Below are 21,895 nucleotides of genomic sequence, written 5' to 3' on the forward strand. Positions count from 1 at the left end.
GAAACTGCCGGGCCGCTATTCTGCAGCGACCCGGTCCAAATTCAACATCGGCCTGAGGTAGTGCCCGGTATGGCTGCCCTCACACTCCGCAACTTGCTCGGGTGTGCCCTCGGCAACAATCTGTCCGCCGCCATCGCCACCTTCCGGGCCAATATCGATGATCCAATCGGCGGTTTTGATCACATCCAGGTTGTGTTCGATCACAATGACCGTATTTCCTTGATCCACAAGTTCGTGCAGTACTTCCAAAAGCTTGCGCACATCTTCAAAGTGCAGGCCGGTGGTCGGTTCATCCAGAATATACAGCGTCCGCCCGGTCGAACGTTTGGACAGTTCCTTTGAAAGCTTGACCCGCTGCGCCTCACCACCCGAAAGCGTGGTGGCCTGCTGTCCGACCTTGATATAACCCAGACCAACCCGCGCCAGTGCGTCCATCTTATCGCGAATGGAAGGCACGGCTTTGAAGAAGTCCTGCGCGTCTTCCACCGTCATATCAAGAACATCCGCGATGGACTTGCCCTTGAATTTGATCTCCAGTGTCTCGCGGTTGTACCGCGCACCCTTGCAGGTTTCACAGGTCACGTAGACATCCGGAAGGAAGTGCATCTCGATCTTGATGACCCCGTCACCCTGACAGGCCTCGCACCGACCTCCCTTGACGTTGAAGCTGAACCGTCCCGGTTTGTACCCTCGTGCCTTGGCCTCGGGCAGACCGGCAAACCAGTCGCGGATCGGGGTGAACGCGCCCGTGTAAGTGGCTGGATTCGAACGCGGAGTCCGCCCGATCGGCCGCTGGTCGATGTCGATGACCTTATCCAGATGCTCCAGTCCCTTGATCGTCTCGCACGGCGCAGGTGTCTGGCGCGCACCATTAAGGCGCATCGACGCCGTTTTGAACAGCGTCTCAATGGTCAAAGTGGATTTCCCGCCGCCGGAAACTCCGGTCACACAGACAAACTTGGCCAAAGGAAACCCAGCCGTCACATTCTTCAGGTTGTTCCCGGTCGCATTGACCACCGACACCTTCTTCTTGTTGCCCTTTCGCCGTTCAGCGGGCACCGCGATCTCGCGCGTTCCGGCCAGGTATTGCCCCGTGATCGAGGCCGCATCCGCCGTTATTTCCGCAGGTGTTCCCTGGCTTACGACCTGCCCGCCATGCACACCGGCGCCGGGACCAATATCAAAAACGTAATCAGCCTCACGGATGGCTTCTTCGTCATGCTCAACAACGATCACGGTATTCCCTTGATCGCGCAGGTTCTTGAGCGTTCCAAGCAGACGGTCATTGTCGCGCTGGTGCAACCCGATTGACGGCTCGTCCAGCACATACAGAACTCCTGTCAGACCCGAACCGATCTGGCTGGCCAACCGGATCCGCTGGCTTTCGCCACCAGACAGGGTTCCACTTGAACGTGACAGCGTAAGGTATTCCAAACCAACATTATTCAGGAATCCAAGTCGTTCGCGGATTTCCTTCAGAATTGCGCGCGCTATCTCGTTTTTCTGCGTGCTCAGATGGTTCGGAGCATCCTCGATCCAGGCCAGAGCCTCCTTGATCGACATCTGAACCACCTGCCCAACATGCAGGTCCGCGATTTTGACGGCCAAGGCTTCGGGACGCAGACGGTAGCCATCACATGTCCCGCAGGGGCGGTTATTCTGATAGCGCTCGAATTCTTCACGGATCCAGGCGCTGTCGGTCTCGCGGTAACGGCGTTCCATATTGGGAATTACGCCCTCGAAACTGCGCGTCACCTGATAAACCCGTCCACCTTCGTCGTAACGGAACTGTATTTCTTCATCACCAGACCCCCGAAGGAACACCTGCTGCACCTTCTCCGGCAGGTCTTTCCATGGGGTGTTCTTGTCGAACTCAAAGTGGCGGGCGATGGCTTCGATGGTTTGCAGGAAGTACGGCGATTTACCCTTTCGCCACGGTGCCAGTGCCCCGTCATACAGTTTCAGTGTTTGGTCCGGCACCACGAGACGCTCATCGAAAAACAGTTCCACTCCCAGACCGTCACAATCCGGGCATGCCCCAAAAGGTGCGTTGAACGAGAACAGGCGCGGCTCGATCTCGGGGATCGTGAAGCCACTGACCGGACAGGCAAAATTCTCGCTGAAAGTGATACGTTCGGGGTCTCCTTCGCGCGGCGCGGTTTCCAGAATCGCGATTCCATCGGCCAGATCCAGCGCAGTCCGCAGGCTGTCGGCCAGACGTGTTTCCATCCCTTCGCGTACAACCAGACGGTCGACTACGACGTCGATGTCATGGCGAAACTTCTTGTCCAGAGTGGGTGGCTCATCAAGTTCATAGAACTCCCCGTCCACCTTGACGCGCTGGAAGCCCTGCTTACGCAGTTCGAGGAATTCTTTTTTGTACTCCCCTTTCCGGTCCCGCACGATGGGTGCCAGAAGGTATCCGCGCGTCCCTTCCTCCATCGCCATGATGCGGTCGACCATGTCCTGCACCTGCTGCGCTTCAATGGGCAGACCCGTGGCAGGGCTGTAGGGCGTTCCTGCACGCGCGAACAACAGTCGCAAATAATCATAGATCTCGGTGACCGTACCAACGGTGGAGCGTGGGTTCTTCGACGTCGTTTTCTGCTCGATGGAAATCGCCGGGGACAGGCCGCTGATATGGTCAACGTCGGGCTTTTCCATCATGTCCAGAAACTGGCGCGCATAAGCGGACAGGCTTTCGACATAGCGTCTTTGACCTTCGGCATAGATGGTATCAAAGGCCAGCGACGACTTGCCCGAACCAGACAGACCTGTAATCACCACAAGCTGATCACGTGGAATGTCAACATCAATACTTTTGAGGTTATGCTCGCGCGCGCCGCGCACCTCGATATTCTTCAGCTCAGCCATTTCGGCCCCCAACAGACAAGTGTCCTAGAAATAGGCGAGCCAGGCTGAGTCTCCAACACAAAAGTTAGAACAAAGTGTGAACAGTCGGATTATTGCCGACAACTCCTGACATTAGCCCCATGTCGATCGCCCCAATGGGCAACTGTTTTCGGTCAATCTACGAAATCAGGGAAATGGCGCGGTTGACGGGGCTCGAACCCGCGACCCCCGGCGTGACAGGCCGGTACTCTAACCAACTGAGCTACAACCGCGCATTTAGGGTCTATGTCTGATCCATTGACCCGGATCACAGGCTGGCAGCGATGGCGCGGTTGACGGGGCTCGAACCCGCGACCCCCGGCGTGACAGGCCGGTACTCTAACCAACTGAGCTACAACCGCCCGCTGCCCGTTCGCTCTGAACGTTGGGGTGTATTATGGCCACGCCCCGGCATCGTCAAGCGGCGTTTTCAAGTTTTTTGCCTTATCCTGATTTTTTCCCGAACCCACCCTTTGAACAGGCGCCGGGTTCTGCGTGAAATGCGCTGAGGGCAAGCAAAGTTTCTGCGCCACCTGCATCTGATCTTGCGAACCGGACAGACACACTGTAAGAGGCGGCCTCACGGGTGATTAGCTCAGTGGTAGAGCGCTTCGTTCACATCGAAGATGTCAGGAGTTCAAATCTCTTATCACCCACCATCTTTTCAATGACTTGTCGGATCTGGCGACAGGAATGGGTGCCAGAAGCCAAAACGCGGCCAGGCGTCCAAGCCTCATTTCTCTAAAAGAACCGCCTCTACGATCAGTTGCAAAGTGATACTTCGCTATCTAATCTGCAGACATTGATAGAGGGTATTGCGATGAAACATATATTTGCGGCGTTAGCCGTGTGCTTGGCCAATGCAGCCAGTGCTTTGACGGTTACGTTCGATCACAACCCGGTTTATCCCAATGCGGGTGGTGGACCTGCGACGTCCAACGGGTTCATCTACGATTACAGCACGACCTATCTGGGAGGGAACTACCTGTACCTGCATTCCGATAGTGGCATTCTGACGTCAACAATCAGAGCCATAAGCGGAACAACATTCACGGCAAAATCTATTGATGTTTGGGGCGCATTGCGGATTTTCATGTCGGGATCGGGGCCTAGACCGGCAGACGATAACAGCCAAGCCTACTTCCAGTGGGCAACGTCAGGAATTGCGCCGGTGGCAACTCTGACTTTCACTGGAGTGCGAAACGGGGCTACGGTGGCTACGCAGTCGATCGGCCCGACGCAGACACAACTTACGTCGGACAGTGTCATACCGAAACTAAAGAAGCTTAGGTTATCTAGCGGGTTCTCTCATATCGATCGGTTGATACTTACCGTGAACAACCCGATCAGTGGCCCCTATTGGAATGACTTGTACGACCCGTTCGGACCCAACACGGTTTGGTGTAACGATTGGTGTGCCAGTTATCGGGTGGACAATCTAAAAGTATCAGCCGTTCCCCTGCCCGCCAGCGGGCTACTACTGATAGGCGCAATAGCTGGGCTGTTTGGAATCAGGCGACGTAGAATAACCGCCTACTAGAGTCTGGCTGGGAGCCCGGTGACACCAAGGCTGGCTTACGCGTGCCGCCAGAACTGCCTCAATACCAACAAGTTGAGCTGATTGAGGGTTGCTCGAGAGCAAGCTTGTCACAGCGCGATCCCCCCGCATATCCTGACCGGAATTGATCGGTATTTCCGGGCATTGTTTTCAGGATTGTCTATGGCTGAATTGAAGCGCGATATTGGTCTTGTTGGCCTGACGTTCATTTCGGTTGGAGGCATTATGGGCTCGGGCTGGCTGTTCGGGCCTATGTTGGCCGTGCAGCACGCTGGTCCTGCGGCCATCCTGTCCTGGATCATCGGCGCGGTTGCCATGTTTGTTCTGGCCATAACATTTGCCGAAATCTCAGCCATGCTGCCGATATCCGGTGGAATTGCACGGGTGCCTCAATTTTCGCATGGCAACATAGTCTCGATGGCCATGGGGTGGACAGCCTGGATCGGATATAACACCACCGCACCAATCGAAGTTGAGGCAATGTTGAAATACCTCGCACCCTATGCGCCCTGGCTGCATGCTGCGGATACCGGCGATCTGACCGGGGCTGGCATTGCGGTTGCGCTGGTTTTCATGCTTCTGTTCGTCGCGGTCAACGCATTGGGGGTGAAATTTTTCACTCAGGTCAACGCCGCGCTGACGTGGGCCAAAATCGCTATCCCTATCGTTCTGTCGATCCTGCTGATCGCGACACGGTTCAACACCGAGAACTTCACTCAGCCAGGTGGTTTTGCGCCCTATGGATTACAGGGCATCATGGCAGCGGTGTCGACCGGAGGCGTGATATTCTCTTTCATCGGATTTCGCCACGTCGTCGACATGGCCGGTGAAGTTCGAAACCCCAAATTCGCCATCCCCGCAGCCCTGGTTCTATCCATCGTTCTGTGCGCAGCGCTGTATCTGGGGCTTCAGATTGCATTCATTGGCGCGCTTGATCCCGAAATGCTGGAAAACGGTTGGGCACAATTGAACTTTGGCGGTCAGGGTCCGCTGGACGGAATAATCATGTCCGTGGGGATCATCTGGTTTCTCAGCCTGCTCAACATCGGCTCCGTGATCGGACCTTTTGGCAACGGATTGGTGGCCACTGGCTCGAACGCGCGTATTGCCATGGCGTTGTCCAAAAACGGCTTCCTGCCGCAACGCCTGCAAATGCTGTCTTCGTTCGGCGTGCCGCTTTGGGCACTGGCGCTGAATTTTCTGATCGGAACGCTCTTCCTGCTGACCGTCCCTTTCGCCACTGTAATCGCGTTGAACGGAGCGGCCATCGTCCTGTCATTCGCCGTCGGCCCAATCGCCGTGGTCTGCTTGCGCCACCTCATGCCCGATCACCCGCGTTCGATCCGCATCCCGGCCGTCAAGGTGGTCGCCGTCACGGCCTTTGCCGTTGCCACATTGGTCGTCTACTGGAGCGGTTGGGACACGGTCTGGCGCCTTGGCATTGCATTGATCGTTGGAATGGTTCTTCTGCTGCTGCGGTTCCGCAACCGTCTGGACGAAATGGACGTGACCGAAGCCTTGTGGTTGGCGCCCTATTTTGCCGGTATCGGGCTGATCTCTTTCCTTGGGCAATTCGGCGAAGGCGCGCAAAAGCAGATCCCCTTTGGTTGGGATATTCTGCTGTGTATCCTGTTTTCCGCCGTGATCTTCAGTCTTGCCGTCCGTTCAGCCCTATCCACTGAAAAGTTTCAGGAATACATCGCCGAAGAAGAAATACTGGATCCCAAGGAACCCGTTGTCGGGTTCTGAATAACCGAGTGACCCAAATGAAAAAGCCCGCCGCAATTGCCGCAGGCTTCTCCATATTCTCTCAGATGGCCAGTATCCCGGCCCTGCCTTCCGGTAACTTAATGTGCAGTCGCCGACGGTCCGGTGCTTTCGGGTGCCTTGGCGGCGGCTGCCGCTGCTTCCTCGGCCGCTTCGTCCCATTCGATGGGATCTGGCGCGCGAACAAGTGCCTGTTCCAGAACTTCCGAGACATGCTTGACCGGAATGATCTTAAGGCCTTCCTTTACGTTATCCGGAATGTCCGCCAGATCCTTCTCGTTCTCTTCCGGGATCAGCACCGTCTTGATGCCTCCCCGCAGGGCAGCTAGCAGCTTTTCTTTCAAACCGCCAATCGGCATTGCATTCCCGCGAAGCGACACCTCGCCCGTCATGGCAATGTCCTTGCGCACCGGAATTCCGGTCAGGACCGATACGATCGACGTAACCATCGCCAAACCGGCCGAAGGACCGTCCTTGGGGGTGGCCCCATCCGGAACGTGCACGTGAATATCCAACGTGTCGAACTTGGGCGGCTTCACACCGATCTGAGGTGAAATCGACCGCACATAAGACGAGGCCGCGTCGATGGATTCCTTCATCACATCGCCCAGCTTGCCGGTGGTCTTCATCCGCCCTTTGCCGGGCAGTTTCAGCGCCTCGATATGCAGCAGATCACCCCCTACCGAGGTCCAAGCCAGACCGGTAACAACACCAACCTGATCGTCCTGTTCAGCAAGACCATAGCGGAACTTCGGCACGCCCAGGAATTCACCAAGATTGTCCGGCGTCACCGTGACGGATTCAGCCTCTTTCTTGATGATCTTGGTCAGCGATTTCCGCGCCACCTTGGCGATTTCACGTTCCAGATTCCGCACCCCGGCTTCACGGGTGTAGATGCGAATGATCTTCTGGAGCGCCTCGTCGGTCAGATCAAACTCCTTGGTTTTCAGACCATGGTTCTTGACCTGTTTGCCGATCAGGTGCTGTTTGGCGATCTCGCTCTTTTCCTCTTCGGTGTAGCCGGCCAGCGGGATGATCTCCATCCGGTCCAGCAAAGGCCCGGGCATGTTGTAACTGTTCGACGTGGTCAGGAACATCACGTTCGACAGATCATATTCCACCTCAAGATAGTGGTCCATGAACGTGCTGTTCTGTTCTGGGTCCAACACTTCCAGCATTGCCGAAGCCGGGTCGCCACGGAAGTCCTGCCCCATCTTGTCGATTTCATCGAGCAGGATAAGCGGGTTCGTGGTCTTCGCCTTTTTCAGCGCCTGAATGATCTTGCCGGGCATCGAACCGATATAGGTGCGACGGTGACCGCGGATTTCGGATTCATCGCGTACGCCACCCAGCGAGATGCGAATGAACTCGCGCCCCGTGGCTTTAGCAACGGATTTACCAAGCGAGGTCTTACCCACACCCGGAGGGCCAACGAGGCACAGGATCGGACCTTTCAGCTTCTTCGAACGCTGCTGCACCGCGAGATACTCGACGATCCGTTCCTTGACCTTCTCAAGCCCATAGTGATCGGCATCCAGAATATCCTGCGCCCGGCCCAGATCCTTTTTGACGCGGGATTTGGTGCCCCACGGCAGCGACAGGATCCAGTCCAGATAGTTGCGCACAACGGTCGCTTCGGCAGACATCGGCGACATGTTCTTGAGCTTCTTCAGCTCGCCTTCCGCCTTTTCCAGCGCCTCTTTCGACAGCTTGGTCTCGGCGATTTTGGCTTCCAGTTCGGCAACTTCATTGCTGCCGTCTTCGCCATCGCCAAGTTCCTTCTGAATGGCCTTCATCTGCTCATTCAGATAATACTCGCGCTGCGTCTTCTCCATCTGGGATTTGACGCGGGTCTTGATCTTTTTCTCGACCTGCAGAACCGACATTTCGCCCTGCATCAGGCCGTAGACCTTTTCGAGCCGTTCGCTGACGGACAGAGTTTCCAGCAACTCCTGCTTTTGCTCGACTTCAATACCCAGATGACCTGACACGAGGTCAGCCAGCTTGGCGGGCTCAGTTGTCTCGCCAACTGCTGCAAGCGCTTCTTCGGGAATGTTCTTGCGCACTTTGGCATAGCGCTCGAACTCATCCGCAACGGTGCGCAGCAGCGCCTCGGTCGTGGTCACATCGCCGGGTATCTCGGTCAGATACTCCGCACGAGCTTCGAAGAAATCGTCGTTTTCGAGGAATTCGGTGATCTGCACGCGTGCCTGCCCTTCAACCAGCACCTTGACGGTGCCATCGGGCAGCTTCAGCAGTTGCAGCACGTTCGCCAGAACACCGGACTGGTAAATCCCTTCGATGGTGGGATCGTCGTCACCCGGATCAATCTGGCTGGACAGCAATATCTGCTTGTCGTCCTGCATCACTTCTTCCAGTGCACGGACGGATTTTTCCCGCCCCACGAACAGCGGCACGATCATGTGCGGAAAAACCACGATGTCGCGCAAAGGCAGTACGGGGTATGAGGAATTCAGAGGCTCTTGCATGCTCAATCCTTATCATTGGCAAGACGACACTGGTCCCTAGAAAGGCAACCATTGGCCATCTCCTGTCTTGGACGATAAAGGTGGGGCGCTGACCGCCTGTTTTCAACCTCATCGCCGTTTGTCGGCAATCAGAATGACCGGATGATTTACCGACTGCAAGGCGTCGCGCTGACATATCCACGAATTTTGTTGAAACCCAACCGGATTTGCCGCCTAAACAGGCTCAATATCCCCTTCCGCACGCTGCGCGTGAAAGTCGCCTTGCCAAGCCGCAAACCGACCTTCGGAAATCGCGTCTCGCATTCCCTGCATAATCTCTTGAAAATAGTGCAGATTGTGCCATGTCAGCAGCATCCCGGAAATCATCTCGTTCGAACGGAAAACATGGTGAAGGTAAGCGCGCGAGTAGTTTGAACAGGCCGGGCAGCTGCAGGCCTCATCCAGCGGGCGCGGGTCGTCCGCGTGACGGGCATTCTTGATGTTGACCACACCGCGACGGGTGAAAACCTGCCCTGTTCGCCCAGACCGCGACGGCAGCACACAATCCATCATGTCGATCCCGCGTGCGACGGCACCCACGATGTCGTCAGGCTTGCCAACCCCCATCAGGTAACGGGGCTTGTCCGAGGGAAGATAGTCCGGCGCGTATTCAAGGCAGTCGAACATGGCTTCCTGCCCCTCGCCCACGGCCAGACCGCCGACGGCATAGCCTTCGAAGCCGATTTTCTTCAATGCCTCGGCGCTTTCCTCGCGCAGGTCGCGTTCCAGCCCGCCTTGCATGATCCCGAACAGTGCATGGCCAGGACGGTCTCCGAACGCCTCGCGCGACCGATCGGCCCATCGCATCGACAGGCGCATGGATTCTGCGATGCGGTCCCGATCGGCTGGCAACGCTGGGCACTCATCGAAACACATGACGATGTCCGATCCCAAGAGCCGCTGGATTTCCATTGACCGCTCGGGCGTCAGTTCATGTTTTGATCCGTCGACATGGGATTTGAAGGTCACGCCTTTTTCCGTCAGCTTGCGCAGCCCGGCCAGCGACATGACCTGAAATCCACCCGAGTCCGTCAGAATTGGCCGCTCCCAGTTCATGAATTTATGCAATCCGCCCAGGCGATCGATCCGCTCAGCGGTGGGGCGCAACATCAGGTGATATGTATTGCCCAACAGGATATCGGCCCCCGTCGCGCGCACGCTTTCCGGCATCATCGCCTTGACGGTCGCGGCTGTCCCGACCGGCATGAAAGCAGGCGTGCGAACCTCACCCCTCGGGGTATGGATCACACCGGTTCTGGCCTTGCCGTCGGTGGCCTTTAGGTCAAAGGAAAAACGGTCTGTCATTGTGTCGCCTCGGGGTCGCTGAACCGGGCAGGATTTGCCTGATCCGCCTGCCCTTTGCAACCCGTCAGGGCAAAGTGACAACGCGCTCCGTGAACAACGCCACAACGCCTTCGCCGTCGACATCCCTGCAAACGCGAATTGCGGGACGCGAGGGATCCGGCCGCGTGGCACCGTTTTCCTCCCCACCGACGATCACGCGCAGGCCTGTCTCGACCGTGTCGAACATCGGTTCGTGAGAGCATGCAATTACGGCGGTCGAGTCGTGCAACCCGCATCCTTCCAGCCCACCGACTTCCTTATAGAACTTAAGATAGAACTTTGAAATGTCGCGCAAAAAGACGCCCATGTTTGGGGAACTTTCGGCTAGCGCATCGAAGTCCGCGCCCCGGTAAAGGGTCTTCAGCGTGACGTCCAATCCAACCAGAACCGTATTCGGGGGGGCCGCAAAAACGAAATCCGCCGCTCGGGCATCGTGGTAAATGTTGGCTTCTGCGTGGGCGGTGATGTTTCCGGGGCAATACACGGCGCCCCCCATGATCACCAGCCGACCCAGATTTTGGGAAAACTCCGGGTCCAAGCGCATCGCATCGGCGATGTTGGTCAACGGACCAACCGCACAAACGACCAGTTCGCCTTTGTGTTCGCGTGCCATTTCGACCAGATATTCCGCCGCTGGCAGGTGATGGTTTTCGCCGATCTGCGGGATTTCCGTCAGGTCTCCGAACCCTTCCGGCCCGTGGACATGGTCGGACGGCACATGTGCGTCCGTCTCAAGCGGAAAGGCTGCGCCTTCCGCGACTGCAGCATCAAGGCCGAGTTTGTGCAGCAAAAACCGCGCATTACGGCTGGACTGATTCACATGCGTGTTTCCGAAAATGGTTGTCAGACCAATCAGGTCAAATTCCGGCGCGGCGGCGGCGTAGGCAATGGCCATCGCATCGTCGATTCCCGGATCTGTGTCGATAATCAGTTTCATATGCGCCCGATACCGCAATCATGACAGGATGCAAAGCGGACACATCTGTTGTTTTCCCTCGAACTTCGACGCCTTCACTGGTTTGCATCCGAGTCCAATCTGTCCATACCAGAGTTGAAATCGGGCGACTCAACCCCCAAGTGTATACCATAGTACACAATAAAGAGGACAGAAATGACCGAAGATCAGATCATCGGATTGCTTTCATCGAACATCATTTACCTGCTGGCGGCGGCGCTAATCGTAATCGTCATCCTGAAGGGCATTAAGATCGTCCCGCAATCCGAAAAGTTCGTGATTGAACGCTTCGGTCGGCTGCACTCGGTTTTGGGGCCCGGAATCAATTTTATCGTTCCTTTCCTGGATGTTGCGCGCCACAAGATTTCCATTCTTGAACGTCAGCTTCCAAACGCGACGCAGGATGCGATCACCAAGGATAACGTTCTGGTCCAGATCGATACATCGGTGTTCTACCGCATTCTTGAGCCTGAAAAGACAGTCTACCGAATCCGTGACGTCGACGGTGCGATTGCGACCACAGTGGCAGGTATCGTGCGCGCTGAGATCGGCAAAATGGATCTGGATGAAGTACAGTCGAACCGCGCCCAGTTGATCTCCCAAATCCAGGAAAGTGTCGAAACAGCCGTCGATGACTGGGGGATCGAAGTGACCCGCGCCGAGATTCTGGACGTTAATTTGGACCAAGCGACCCGTGACGCCATGCTGCAGCAGTTGAATGCCGAACGCGCGCGCCGGGCTCAGGTTACCGAAGCTGAAGGCATGAAGCGCGCTGTTGAACTGCAGGCAGATGCCGAACTTTATGCGGCGGAACAGACCGCCAAGGCCCGGCGTATTCAAGCCGAAGCCGAGGCTTATGCGACCGGTGTCGTTGCCAAGGCAATTCAGGACAACGGTATCGAGGCCGCTCAATATCAGGTCGCTCTGAAACAGGTCGAATCGCTTAACGCATTGGGCAACGGGACCGGAAAACAGACGATCGTCGTGCCGGCAAACGCCCTTGAGGCTTTCGGTGATGCGTTCAAGATGCTGAAAGGAGCAAAATGATGGCAGATCCCTTCTGGCTGACCTGGTGGATCTGGATGGCCGCCGCATTGGCCTTGGGAATCCTTGAAATCGTGCTGCCGGGTTTCATCTTTCTTGGCTTTGCCATCGGTGCCGCAATCACGGGTATCCTGCTGATTTTGCCGGGGCTTACACCCTCGCTGCCGATACTGTTGCTGATCTTCGCGGTGTTGTCGCTGGTGTCTTGGCTGGTTCTTCGGCGCATATTCGCGCTGCCCCATGGTCAGGTCAAAACGTTCAACCACGATATCAATGACTGAACGGGGGTGGCGCCCAAGGCGGGCGCCATTGCCGCACTGGACGCTGGTCCGGCCTTTCCCTATATATTTTCTCAGGTAACAAACCCGAGGCAAGAATGACGCATCCCAGTGAACAGTTTGAAGGCACGCCGCTGATTGCCCCTTCGACCATCGAACACCCCTTGTACGAGGCCGTGGTCGAGGCATGCCGAACGGTTTATGATCCTGAAATTCCAGTGAATATCTATGATCTCGGGCTAATTTACACAATCGAGATTGCCGAGGACAATGCAGTCAAAGTCATCATGACCCTGACCGCACCGGGCTGTCCCGTCGCCGGAGACATGCCGGGCTGGATCGTTGAAGCCGTTGAGCCTGTTGCCGGCATCAAGGAAGTCGACGTTGAACTGACCTGGGAGCCACCCTGGGGAATGGAAATGATGTCTGACGAAGCCCGACTGGAACTCGGATTTATGTGACCAGAGAATTATCTTCAAAAAACAATCTGTTGTCGCCAAAAAGTCATCCAACTGTTACACGGCTGTAGCAAAACTTTCATACACCTGCGCAACAAATCGGTGTGTCGACGAAATAGTGCATTCCATTTGTCGCTCGCACGGGCTGCTGGATCGCCTGCCCTCCTTTAAATCTCCGGCCCGAATATTGGACCGCTCTTGCCCGAGGGCGGTCCAGATCGTTCAGGGTAAACTGCAATTTACTGATTGCCGCAGGTCGATTTGATCTCTGCTGCCCTATCGTCCAATTGCTTGACGTAATCTCCGGACAGCATTTGCAGTCTTTTGCCTTCGGTGCCGGTTACCAGTCCAAGCAATGCGCCCGCAGGCGTAATTGCCGCCACACTTTCCAACTGCTTGTCTTCGGCATGCTTCTTTTCTGACGCAATCGCGCGCAGATCGCCTTTAGCGGTTGCGCAATTGACAGGGTGTCTGGGCCCGTCCGACGCAGCCCAGGCAGTGCCAGCCAAAACGGCAAAACTCAGCCCCAACAACGCCAGCGGCGCATAAAATTTCAGATATTTTGACCGCGATGCCATATTTGCAAACCTCTTGATTGTTGTTGAACCGAAGGACGGATATCTGTTGCCCCTTCGGATCAGGCTAATCCGGCCAGCTGCGCTGGTGCAAGGCGACCGGTGCCCGCATACCGGCCGTTTCAAAGCAAATCTTCGCAATCATAGGCCGCGCTCACTTGAGCCCGGTGATCGAAAGCCCTAAATTAGTGTCAACGCGACGACGGAGATCCCCTGATGTTTGGCATTCCTGGCAAACAGGCTGTAACCATGACGCCCAAGGCGGCCGAGCAGATTGCTCGTCTGATGGCCTCGGCTGGACATGCCGGGCTGCGCATCGGCGTGAAAAAAGGCGGATGCGCCGGCATGGAATATACCATGGACTATGTGGATCATGCGGACCCTAACGACGAGGTTGTCGAACAGGACGGTGCACGGGTCATGATTGCGCCCATGGCGCAAATGTTCCTGTTCGGGACCGAGATCGACTACGAGGTCACTCTGTTGGAGTCCGGCTTCAAGTTCCGCAATCCAAATGTTGTCGATGCATGCGGCTGCGGTGAGTCGATCAAGTTCGACGAGGCGCTGACTGAACAGCGATAAGGCGTCTGTGCGTCACATCAACATTCTCCCCAAAGTTCCCGGGTATCCGACCACCTGTTGAACAGGTGTGCCGTATGTATTGGCGCATACGGAATTTCCGGCGTTTGACCGTCCAGCACCCCTTGCGCGGAATTGTCAGGTGGGGCGTAGGGTGCTATCCGAAAATGAAATGATGTCAAAATGAAGAGGTGCAGGGATGCGGCGCAAGCTGGCGGCTGGAAACTGGAAAATGAACGGAACCAGCGAAGCGCTGGGCGAACTTGAGGTGCTGGCCAGCACCCACCCTGCCCCAACTGTCGATATTCTGATCTGCCCTCCTGCCACACTGGTTCACCGTGCCGCGCAGGCCACGCAGGGAACCGGCATTACTATCGGCGGCCAAGATTGCCACGCGGCCCCGAACGGCGCCCACACCGGCGATATCAGCGCCGACATGCTGGTCGACGCTGGCGCAACGACCGTCATTCTGGGGCATTCGGAACGACGCGAGGATCATTCCGAACAGAATGAGGACATTCGCGCCAAAGCCCGCGTCGCGATGGACGTCGGGCTTAAGACCGTTATCTGCGTCGGTGAAAGTCTGGAACAACGCGAAGCCGCCAATACGCTTGATATTATTGGCGGCCAGATGTCGGGGTCCATTCCGGATCAGTCGACCGGTGAGAACCTCATCGTCGCATACGAGCCGATCTGGGCCATCGGAACCGGAAAAGTTCCCACTCTGAACGAGATCGGAGAGGTTCACGACTTTATCCGCGCCCGACTGGAGCGCCGCTTTGGCGAAGGTGTCGGGCGCTCGGTCCGGTTGCTTTATGGCGGTTCGGTAAAGCCTAGCAACGCAGCAGATATTTTCGCCGTCTCCAGTGTCGATGGTGCGCTGGTTGGCGGCGCAAGTCTGAAAGCCGCCGATTTCTCGGGGATCATCGAGGCACTGGAAAACGCCTGATCAGGCAAGCTTCATCGTGATCATCCCCGCCACGATCAAAACCGCCGCGCAAATGCGCGCGGCGGTTACCGCTTCGCCCAAAAACAGGATACCGACCAGAAACGCGCCAACGGCGCCAATCCCTGTCCAGACGACATAAGCTGTGCCCAATGGCAGCGTCCGCATTGCCAGCGCAAGCAGGGCGAACGAGCCCAACATCGACACGCCCATAATCGCGGTGGGCCAAAACCGGGTAAAACCGGCCGATTGCTTCATGGCAAAGGCCCAGACGATTTCAAGCAGTCCGGCAGTTAAGAGAATGATCCAGGGCATATAAGAGACCTCGTTTTGCCCGGGTCGTCCCGGAAAATTTCCCATTTTGGGGGAGGTCGTCCTCTGAGCGGCAGATAATCACTCAATTCGGTTCTTCAAGACAAAACCGGGCGGATTGCGCCGCCCGGTTTTTGCGTTGTCATGTAGACGCTGTCTAATTGGTCACGATTTCGGGCCCCATGAAGGTATTGGGCAGGAAGGTCGACAACCACGGAATGTACGTCACCATGATGAGGAAGACGAACAGCACCGCAAGGAATGGCAGCGCGGCCTTCACGACACCCATCATCGGCATTCCCGCAACGCCCGAGGTCACGAACAGGTTCAGGCCGACCGGTGGCGTGATCATTCCAATCTCCATGTTCACCACCATGATGATGCCCAGATGGATTGGGTCGATGCCCAGCTCGATGGCAATCGGGAACACCAGCGGCGCAACGATGACGAGCAGGCCAGAGGGTTCCATGAACTGACCACCGATCAGAAGGATCACGTTGACCACAATCAGAAACGTTATCGGCCCCAAGCCCGCAGACAGCATTGCGCTGGCGATATGCTGCGGCACCTGTTCGTCGGTCAACACATGTTTCAGAATCAGTGCGTTGGCAATCACGAACAATAGTGTGACGGTCAGCTTTCCAGCCTCGAACAGCGTGTGCTTGGTATCCGGGTGAATGAGCGCCGTGACCAGTGCATAGGGTTTCTTCAACAGCGAGATATTCTGCGCGTCACCCTCACTGCTAAGCGGCCCCATGTCCTTGTAGACGAAGCAGGCGATCAGGAACGCATAAACCGCGGCCACCGCTGCAGCTTCGGTCGGCGTGAAGATACCGCCGTAAATGCCGCCCAGGATGATCACGATCAGGAACAGGCCCCAACCAGCTTCACGCGCTGATGCGAATATCTCGCCCCAGCCTTTCCAGTCGCCCTTGGGCAAGTTCTTGACCTTCGCCATCACATAGATTGCGACCATCAGCATCAAACCGGCCAACAGGCCCGGAATGACGCCTGCCAGGAACATACGGCCGACCGAAACCTCGACTGCCGCTGCATAAACCACCATGACGATCGAAGGCGGGATCAGGATACCCAGGGTTCCTGCGTTACAGATCACACCGGCCGCGAATTCTTTGGAATACCCAACCTGTCGCATTCCTGCGATAACGATCGAACCGATTGCGACCACCGTTGCTGGGGATGACCCCGACAAGGCTGCAAACAACATACAGGCAAAAACGCCCGCAATCGCCAGCCCGCCGGGCAAATGGCCCACACAGGCAATCGAAAAGCGAATGATCCGGCGCGCCACGCCCCCCGTCGTCATGAAAGACGACGCCAGGATAAAGAACGGGATCGCAAGCAGAGTGAAGTGCCCCTCGAACGCCTCAAACAGCGTACCGGCAACCGAAGCGAGCGAACTGTCGGAATAGATCAGCAGGAACAGGGTCGAGCTGAGGCCAAGTGCCACCGCGATCGGAACACCGATCAGCAGCAGGCCAATGACCATCGAGAAAAGAAGAACTACATCCATCAGTCATGCTCTCCTTGCTGAGCCCGGACTTCTTCGATCTCGTCCTCGACTTCGTGGCTGGCGACCAGACGATCGGTTTCACCGCGCCAGATCTGCACTGCGACTTGCGAAAAGCGGATCACCAGCAGCAGCATGGAAACTGGCAACACCAGATACGGCACCACCTTGGGAAGCTTCTCGTACTCCTCGCCATAGTTGATGAGGCCCTCAAGAAAGCGCAGCGGCGCGACCATGGGAATATCGTCAACTTCGTAGAAACTCTGGCTGCGCGCTCCGCTATCGAACCCTGTCGGGAACCAGCGTCCGGATGTGGGTGGCAGGTCGGCAAACACAGCCCAATAGTCATACGACCCTTTCAACAGCAGCAGCGAAAACACCAGACAGCACGCGACGGCGATCAGCGCCAGTATCCGGCGCGGCGCCGGGGCCAGCATATTCAGGATGGCGTCGACCCCCAGATGCGCGTGTTTCTTTACCGCATAAGATGCGCCAAGCAACACCAGCCAGCCAAACATGAACACTGTCAGTTCAAGCGCCCACAATATGTTCGAATTAAAGAAGAAACGCGCGATCACATTTGCAAATGTAACGGCCGTCATCAGGCCCAGGAGCAATGCAATCAGGGTTTCTTCGATATGGTCGACCAGCCCGCCATGGCCGGATTTCGCACCAGACATCTATCTGTCCCCACATTTTTATTGTTGAGAAGGATTGGGGCGGGCCTATTCGGCCCGCCCGGCCTGCGCGTCGATAACTCCCCAGTCCCCTGACGCGCGGCCTGGACCGGGATCAGAACCCGGCGTTGATTGCCTGAGCGGCGTCGATCTTTTCCTGACCTACGTCGTCAGCGAACTTGTCCCAAACGGGCTTCATTGCATCGACCCAGGCCTGACGTTGTTCAGGGTTCAGTTCGCGAATAATTCCACCGGCGTCCGTGATCGAGGCTTTGGCCGCTTCGTTCACGGCAAAGGCTTCCTTGTTCCGGGTCTCGGTCACTTCGCTCAGAATGGTCAGGAACTGATCACGCACTTCCGGCTCGAGGCTGTCCAGCCAGTCGACCGACGTCACGACCAGATAATCGATGATACCGTGGTTGGTTTCGGTGATGCCGTCCTGCACCTCGAAGAACTTCTTGCCGTAGATGTTCGACCAGGTGTTCTCCTGACCGTCCACCACGCCCTGCTGCAGCGCGCCGTAAACTTCCGAGAATGCCATCTTCTGCGGGCTGCCACCGATGGCTTCCATCTGCGCAACCAGAACGTCCGAGGACTGAACCCGGAACTTCAGGCCATCCGCATCAGATGGGTCAACCAGCGGTTTGTTCGCCGACATCTGCTTCATGCCATTGTGCCAGAAGGCCAGACCCTGCAGGCCGCGGCGCTGCATACTGTCTTTCATCGCCTGACCGTCCGCCGAGGCCTGGAAGGCATCCACGGCGTCGATATTCTTGAACATGAACGGCAGGTCGAACAGGCGGAACTGTTTGGTGAACTTTTCGAACTTCGATAGCGACGGCGCGGCCAATTGAACGTCGCCCTGCAGCATCGCCTCAAGAACCTTGTCGTCATTGTAGAGCGTGGAGTTCGGATAGACCTCCACGCACATGACGCCCTGCATCTCGTCGTTGACGCGTTGTTCCAGCAGCGAAGCAGCGATGCCTTTCGGATGCTTGTCGGTGTTGGTCACGTGTGCAAACTTAACGACAATTTCGCCATCTTCGCACGCCGCCATCCCGGCAGTAGCCGTCACAGTCAGCGCAAGTGCGGTTGCAGCTGTTGTCAGGATTTTCATCTGTATTGTCCTCCCAGACTTCCTAGAACCCTTCATCGGGCACTCTTGCAGCGCCCCATGACGCGAAGTGAACCGAATCAAATCTCTTCTCACAACTTTTTGTTTCATAGCTGTTTTTTTGATATTTTATTGTTTTTTATCAAATACTTATATGAACTTAATACCTGAAACTTCAGGATCTCCAAGAAGCCATGTGCGGAAATCCGCACAGGCCTTTGGAGCACTGTGCGGATTTCCGCACTACGGCGACTCACGAGTTTCGAATCAAACACCCGGAGATTCGCACCGGTAGCAACTCCCTTGGGGCGGGATACTCCGCCAAGCGCGCATAACCGCAGAATTTTTAGGTAAAACTGGGCCGCGCGGTCGCGTCACCGCCGATAGTCTTCCGGGCGGATGCCGTAGCGTGCCAATTTGTCGTAAAACGTCTTTCGCGGCAGCTTCAGTGCACGCGCCGCTTCTGAGGCCTTCCCGTTATGCCGACCCAAGGCGGTGATCAGCAGCGAACGTTCGACACGCGCCATCTGCTCGCTCAGCCCCAGATCAGCAGCCTGCGCGACATCTTCGGGCATTCCCAGAACAAATCGCATCGCAGCGGACATCAGCGAGCGCGCATTGCCCGGCCAGTCGCTGGCCATCAAGGACGCCAGATGTTCCGAGGTTATCTCGGGCGCGGCAATCCCCGCCTGTTCAGCGGCCTGCGCGACATAGTGGCGAAAGATCACCGGAATATCCTCGGGACGCTCTGCCAGCGAGGGGATGCGCACCCGCATGACGTCAAGGCGATAGAACAGATCCGCATGAAAACGGCCCTGCGAAGACAATGCCGACAGGTCCGCTGTGGTGCCCGCCAGAATGCGGACCCCGGCGCCCTGCTCGACAATCTCAAGCGCGGCATACTGCGTAGCTTCGGGCATTGCCGACACTTCATCCAGAAACAGCGAGCCACCAGCGGCGTCATGACAGACCTGCACCAGCTCCGCCGCGGTCAGACCCGAGGATGGCCGCTTGACAAAGGGCCCCTGCGCCTGCGGCGACATCATATGGACCACTTCGGCAACCTTGGATATTCCACTTCCAGCCGGCCCGGTTACCAGAACCTCGGCGTTGGTCGGTGCTACGGTGCGGACCCGTTCGCGCAGTGCTTCGGCCTGCTGGGACAGTCCGAACAACAATCGGGCGGCGGGATCACCTCGTTCCAATTCGCGTTTTAATGCGCGCTGTTCCAGAACCTGCGCACGGGCTTCCATGGCCCTCTTCAGAACCGCCAGAAGGTCGGCAGCGGCACAGGGTTTTTCAAGGAAATCGAAGGCACCCTGCCCCATGGCCTGCACCGCCATCGGAATGTCGCCCTCTCCGGTCAGAAGGATGACCGGCAGATCGGGGTCGATTTCATGCGCGTAATTCAGCAGATGAAACCCGTCTCGCCCCGGCATGCGGATGTCCGAGATGATGACACCGGGAAATTCGGCCTGGATATGGTCTTTCGCGGCCACAAATGACCCTGCTGGAATCGGAGCGTAATCGGCCAGTTCCAGCGTCTGCGCCAGGGCGTCCCGAACCGCCGCATCGTCGTCAACCAGTAGGACTTTGTGCATCATGCGGCCTTGTCATCCTCGTAATAATCCAGCTCGACGGTAAAACACGCGCCACTCTGTGAATTGTAACCCCGAATGTCGCCGCCGAAACTCTGAACCAGCCCATAAGAAATCGACAGGCCCAGCCCCATACCCTCGGACGAACCAACGGCCTTGGTCGAATAGAAGGGTTCAAACAGTTTTTCGGGATCCTCGATTCCCGGACCGTTGTCGCGCACGGTCACGGAAACTCGCGCATCTGTGTCGATCCATATGCGAATATATCGATCGTCCTGTTCGCTCATAGCATCTGCGGCGTTGTTGATGAGGTTGACGAAAACCTGAACAAGCCGAACCTCACCACCCCAGGCGAAGACCGGTTCTACATCGGGCTGCCAATCCACTGTGACCCCTTCAGCGTGCAACCGTGCCGAGGTCAGTTCGACGGCTGTATTGATGACCTGAACAAGATCCACCTTTCCCATCGGTTCGCTTTCATTTCTGGCGAAGGCGCGCAGGTTCTTGATGATACGGGCCATACGCGCCGCCATTTCTGAAATACGCCCCAGGTTTTCGCGGGCCTTTTCACTCCGACCGCGCTCCATGAACGCGGCGCCATTATCCGCAAACTGCTGAATGGCCATAAGCGGCTGGTTCAACTCGTGACTGATACCCGCTGACATTTGCCCCAACGCACTCAGTTTTCCGGCCTGCACCAGATCAGATTGCGCGCGCTTCAGGGCGGCTTCGGCTTCCATCCGCTCGGACACTTCGCGCCGCAAGGCCAGGTTTGCATCCGTCAGATCACGGGTCCGCCGCGCGACTTTGCTTTCCAGAACGGTGTTTGCCTCGGCCAATGTGCGCCTGCGCTCAGTTGCCAGAAAAAGCAACGCCCCAAAGGCCAGACAGATTGCGGCAACCGCAGCAGCCTGCAATCCCGCCAAGCGCCGGGCCGGTGCTACGTCCACCAGCACCTCGGCCGTCATATCAATAACCGGAAGGTCAAGCGTCAGGTGCAGCGCGTGACGGGGCAAATAACGCCCCCAGTTCAGCGTCCACAATTCATGCCCAGCGACCCGGGTCGAGCTGAAATCGACCGTGCCGCCATCCGGCGGTGAAAGACCTTGTTGCCCCTCTGCGCGCCGCCAGAACAATAGATCGGACCTGTTCGAGATGAAGACAACGCCTTCCGCATCCACGAAGAATACCGCTTCGGTGCTGCCGCGCCAGGTTTGCTCAACATCCTGCACATCCGCGACAACCATCAAAGCACCCTCAACCTGACCCGAGGGTCCAAAGGTCGGAGCCGCATAGGAATAAATCCGATCACCGCTTTCCGGCAGGGCCCCATGGGCACTTCCCATGGCCCCCTGCATGGCGCGCTCAAAAGCAGGATATCCGGCCATGTCGGGCTGCCTTATCGGCTGGGCCGCGACCAGAACCTGCCCGTTGGAATCCAAATACATCATGTTCACTGCAGCTGTCTTGTCGGACACATCCAGCAGCAGGGACCGGGCCGCCTGCCTGTCTGCCGGGGTTTCTAACTCGTGCAGGGCTGGATGATCGGCCATCAGGACCGCCAGCTCCTGATACACCTGCATCTGCGTGCTCAGCCGGTCTGCTGCAAGTTCAAGATCTGCCTCGGCCTTTTCGCTCAGTTGCGACAGGGCTTGACGATAGGCGTAGGACCAGACCCCGGCAGACAACAGTCCGACGACAAACAGAAATCCAAGGATCACCCAGACTCGATACATGAC

18 protein-coding genes and 3 tRNA genes are annotated in these 21,895 nt (G+C 56.9%); 8 read left to right on the forward strand and 13 right to left on the reverse strand.

Annotated elements, in window-relative coordinates; translation table 11 throughout:
- Positions 1–15: 15 nt before the first annotated feature.
- The 3 genes from uvrA to ACR1XU_RS04005 all read right to left on the reverse strand — a co-directional run bounded on the left by uvrA (position 16) and on the right by ACR1XU_RS04005 (position 3,254).
- A complete protein-coding gene (gene uvrA / locus ACR1XU_RS03995; protein ID WP_480906403.1) occupies positions 16–2,874 on the reverse strand; it encodes an excinuclease ABC subunit UvrA in 2,859 nt (952 codons plus the stop codon).
- A 174-nt stretch (positions 2,875–3,048) separates the two neighbouring features.
- Positions 3,049–3,125 (reverse strand) — tRNA-Asp (locus ACR1XU_RS04000).
- Between the two features lie 52 nt (positions 3,126–3,177).
- Positions 3,178–3,254, reverse strand: a tRNA-Asp gene (locus ACR1XU_RS04005).
- Positions 3,255–3,476: 222 nt separating this feature from the next.
- Here ACR1XU_RS04005 and ACR1XU_RS04010 point away from each other — a divergent pair.
- The 3 genes from ACR1XU_RS04010 (at position 3,477) to ACR1XU_RS04020 (ending at position 6,199) form a co-directional block, all read left to right on the forward strand.
- Positions 3,477–3,551 (forward strand) — tRNA-Val (locus ACR1XU_RS04010).
- Between the two features lie 161 nt (positions 3,552–3,712).
- Positions 3,713–4,432: a VPLPA-CTERM sorting domain-containing protein gene (locus ACR1XU_RS04015; RefSeq protein ID WP_480906406.1), complete on the forward strand. Its 720-nt coding sequence runs from the start codon at positions 3,713–3,715 to the stop codon at positions 4,430–4,432.
- Positions 4,433–4,612: 180 nt separating this feature from the next.
- Entirely contained in the window at positions 4,613–6,199 is a 1,587-nt protein-coding gene (locus ACR1XU_RS04020; protein ID WP_480906409.1) for an APC family permease, read from the forward strand.
- Between the two features lie 98 nt (positions 6,200–6,297).
- Here the strand turns inward: ACR1XU_RS04020 and lon are convergent, their stop codons facing one another.
- The 3 genes from lon to ACR1XU_RS04035 all read right to left on the reverse strand — a co-directional run bounded on the left by lon (position 6,298) and on the right by ACR1XU_RS04035 (position 11,026).
- A complete protein-coding gene (gene lon / locus ACR1XU_RS04025; protein WP_480906412.1) occupies positions 6,298–8,706 on the reverse strand; it encodes an endopeptidase La in 2,409 nt (802 codons plus the stop codon).
- Between the two features lie 213 nt (positions 8,707–8,919).
- Complete coding sequence (tgt, locus tag ACR1XU_RS04030; RefSeq protein ID WP_480906414.1) at positions 8,920–10,050, reverse strand: tRNA guanosine(34) transglycosylase Tgt; 1,131 nt, start codon at positions 10,048–10,050, stop codon at positions 8,920–8,922.
- A gap of 64 nt (positions 10,051–10,114) precedes the next feature.
- Positions 10,115–11,026 (reverse strand): nucleoside hydrolase, encoded by a 912-nt coding sequence (locus tag ACR1XU_RS04035; protein ID WP_480906417.1) that lies wholly within the window; start codon positions 11,024–11,026, stop codon positions 10,115–10,117.
- Between the two features lie 174 nt (positions 11,027–11,200).
- Between ACR1XU_RS04035 and ACR1XU_RS04040 the strand changes: the two genes are divergently transcribed.
- From ACR1XU_RS04040 to ACR1XU_RS04050, 3 genes are all read left to right on the forward strand, one after another.
- Positions 11,201–12,091, forward strand: a complete 891-nt coding sequence (locus ACR1XU_RS04040; RefSeq protein ID WP_170616816.1) for an SPFH domain-containing protein — start codon at positions 11,201–11,203, stop codon at positions 12,089–12,091.
- On the forward strand, positions 12,091–12,369 hold the full coding sequence (locus ACR1XU_RS04045) for an NfeD family protein (RefSeq protein WP_170616814.1): 279 nt from the start codon (positions 12,091–12,093) through the stop codon (positions 12,367–12,369). The genes ACR1XU_RS04040 and ACR1XU_RS04045 overlap by 1 nt, the downstream gene beginning before the upstream one ends.
- 95 nt (positions 12,370–12,464) lie before the next feature.
- A complete protein-coding gene (locus ACR1XU_RS04050; protein ID WP_170616812.1) occupies positions 12,465–12,827 on the forward strand; it encodes an SUF system Fe-S cluster assembly protein in 363 nt (120 codons plus the stop codon).
- 236 nt (positions 12,828–13,063) lie between these two features.
- Here ACR1XU_RS04050 and ACR1XU_RS04055 read toward each other — a convergent pair whose 3' ends face one another.
- On the reverse strand, positions 13,064–13,402 hold the full coding sequence (locus tag ACR1XU_RS04055; RefSeq protein WP_480906419.1) for a hypothetical protein: 339 nt from the start codon (positions 13,400–13,402) through the stop codon (positions 13,064–13,066).
- A 213-nt stretch (positions 13,403–13,615) separates the two neighbouring features.
- Here ACR1XU_RS04055 and ACR1XU_RS04060 point away from each other — a divergent pair, with 213 nt between their 5' ends.
- Together ACR1XU_RS04060 and tpiA are read left to right on the forward strand one after the other, a co-directional pair.
- The gene (locus tag ACR1XU_RS04060) at positions 13,616–13,981 is read left to right on the forward strand and encodes a HesB/IscA family protein (protein WP_170676907.1); all 366 of its coding nucleotides are present in this window, start codon (positions 13,616–13,618) and stop codon (positions 13,979–13,981) included.
- Between the two features lie 196 nt (positions 13,982–14,177).
- Positions 14,178–14,927, forward strand: coding sequence for a triose-phosphate isomerase (tpiA, locus tag ACR1XU_RS04065; protein WP_480906422.1), 750 nt, complete (start codon positions 14,178–14,180; stop codon positions 14,925–14,927).
- On the opposite strand, the gene ACR1XU_RS04070 is transcribed toward tpiA, so the two are convergent.
- From ACR1XU_RS04070 to ACR1XU_RS04095, 6 genes are all read right to left on the reverse strand, one after another.
- Positions 14,928–15,239, reverse strand: coding sequence for a DMT family transporter (locus ACR1XU_RS04070; RefSeq protein WP_480811496.1), 312 nt, complete (start codon positions 15,237–15,239; stop codon positions 14,928–14,930).
- Between the two features lie 154 nt (positions 15,240–15,393).
- Positions 15,394–16,770, reverse strand: coding sequence for a TRAP transporter large permease (locus ACR1XU_RS04075; RefSeq protein ID WP_321253185.1), 1,377 nt, complete (start codon positions 16,768–16,770; stop codon positions 15,394–15,396).
- Entirely contained in the window at positions 16,770–17,447 is a 678-nt protein-coding gene (locus ACR1XU_RS04080) for a TRAP transporter small permease (protein WP_480523892.1), read from the reverse strand. Before ACR1XU_RS04080 ends, ACR1XU_RS04075 begins: the two co-directional genes overlap by 1 nt.
- A 112-nt stretch (positions 17,448–17,559) precedes the next feature.
- Positions 17,560–18,561, reverse strand: coding sequence for a DctP family TRAP transporter solute-binding subunit (locus ACR1XU_RS04085; RefSeq protein WP_170616796.1), 1,002 nt, complete (start codon positions 18,559–18,561; stop codon positions 17,560–17,562).
- Positions 18,562–18,932: 371 nt separating this feature from the next.
- Positions 18,933–20,162: a sigma-54-dependent transcriptional regulator gene (locus ACR1XU_RS04090; protein WP_480906427.1), complete on the reverse strand. Its 1,230-nt coding sequence runs from the start codon at positions 20,160–20,162 to the stop codon at positions 18,933–18,935.
- Positions 20,159–21,892, reverse strand: a complete 1,734-nt coding sequence (locus tag ACR1XU_RS04095) for a sensor histidine kinase (protein ID WP_480811495.1) — start codon at positions 21,890–21,892, stop codon at positions 20,159–20,161. Before ACR1XU_RS04095 ends, ACR1XU_RS04090 begins: the two co-directional genes overlap by 4 nt.
- Between the last annotated feature and the right edge of the window lie 3 nt (positions 21,893–21,895).

Source organism: Ruegeria sp. D1(2025) (assembly GCF_056536425.1).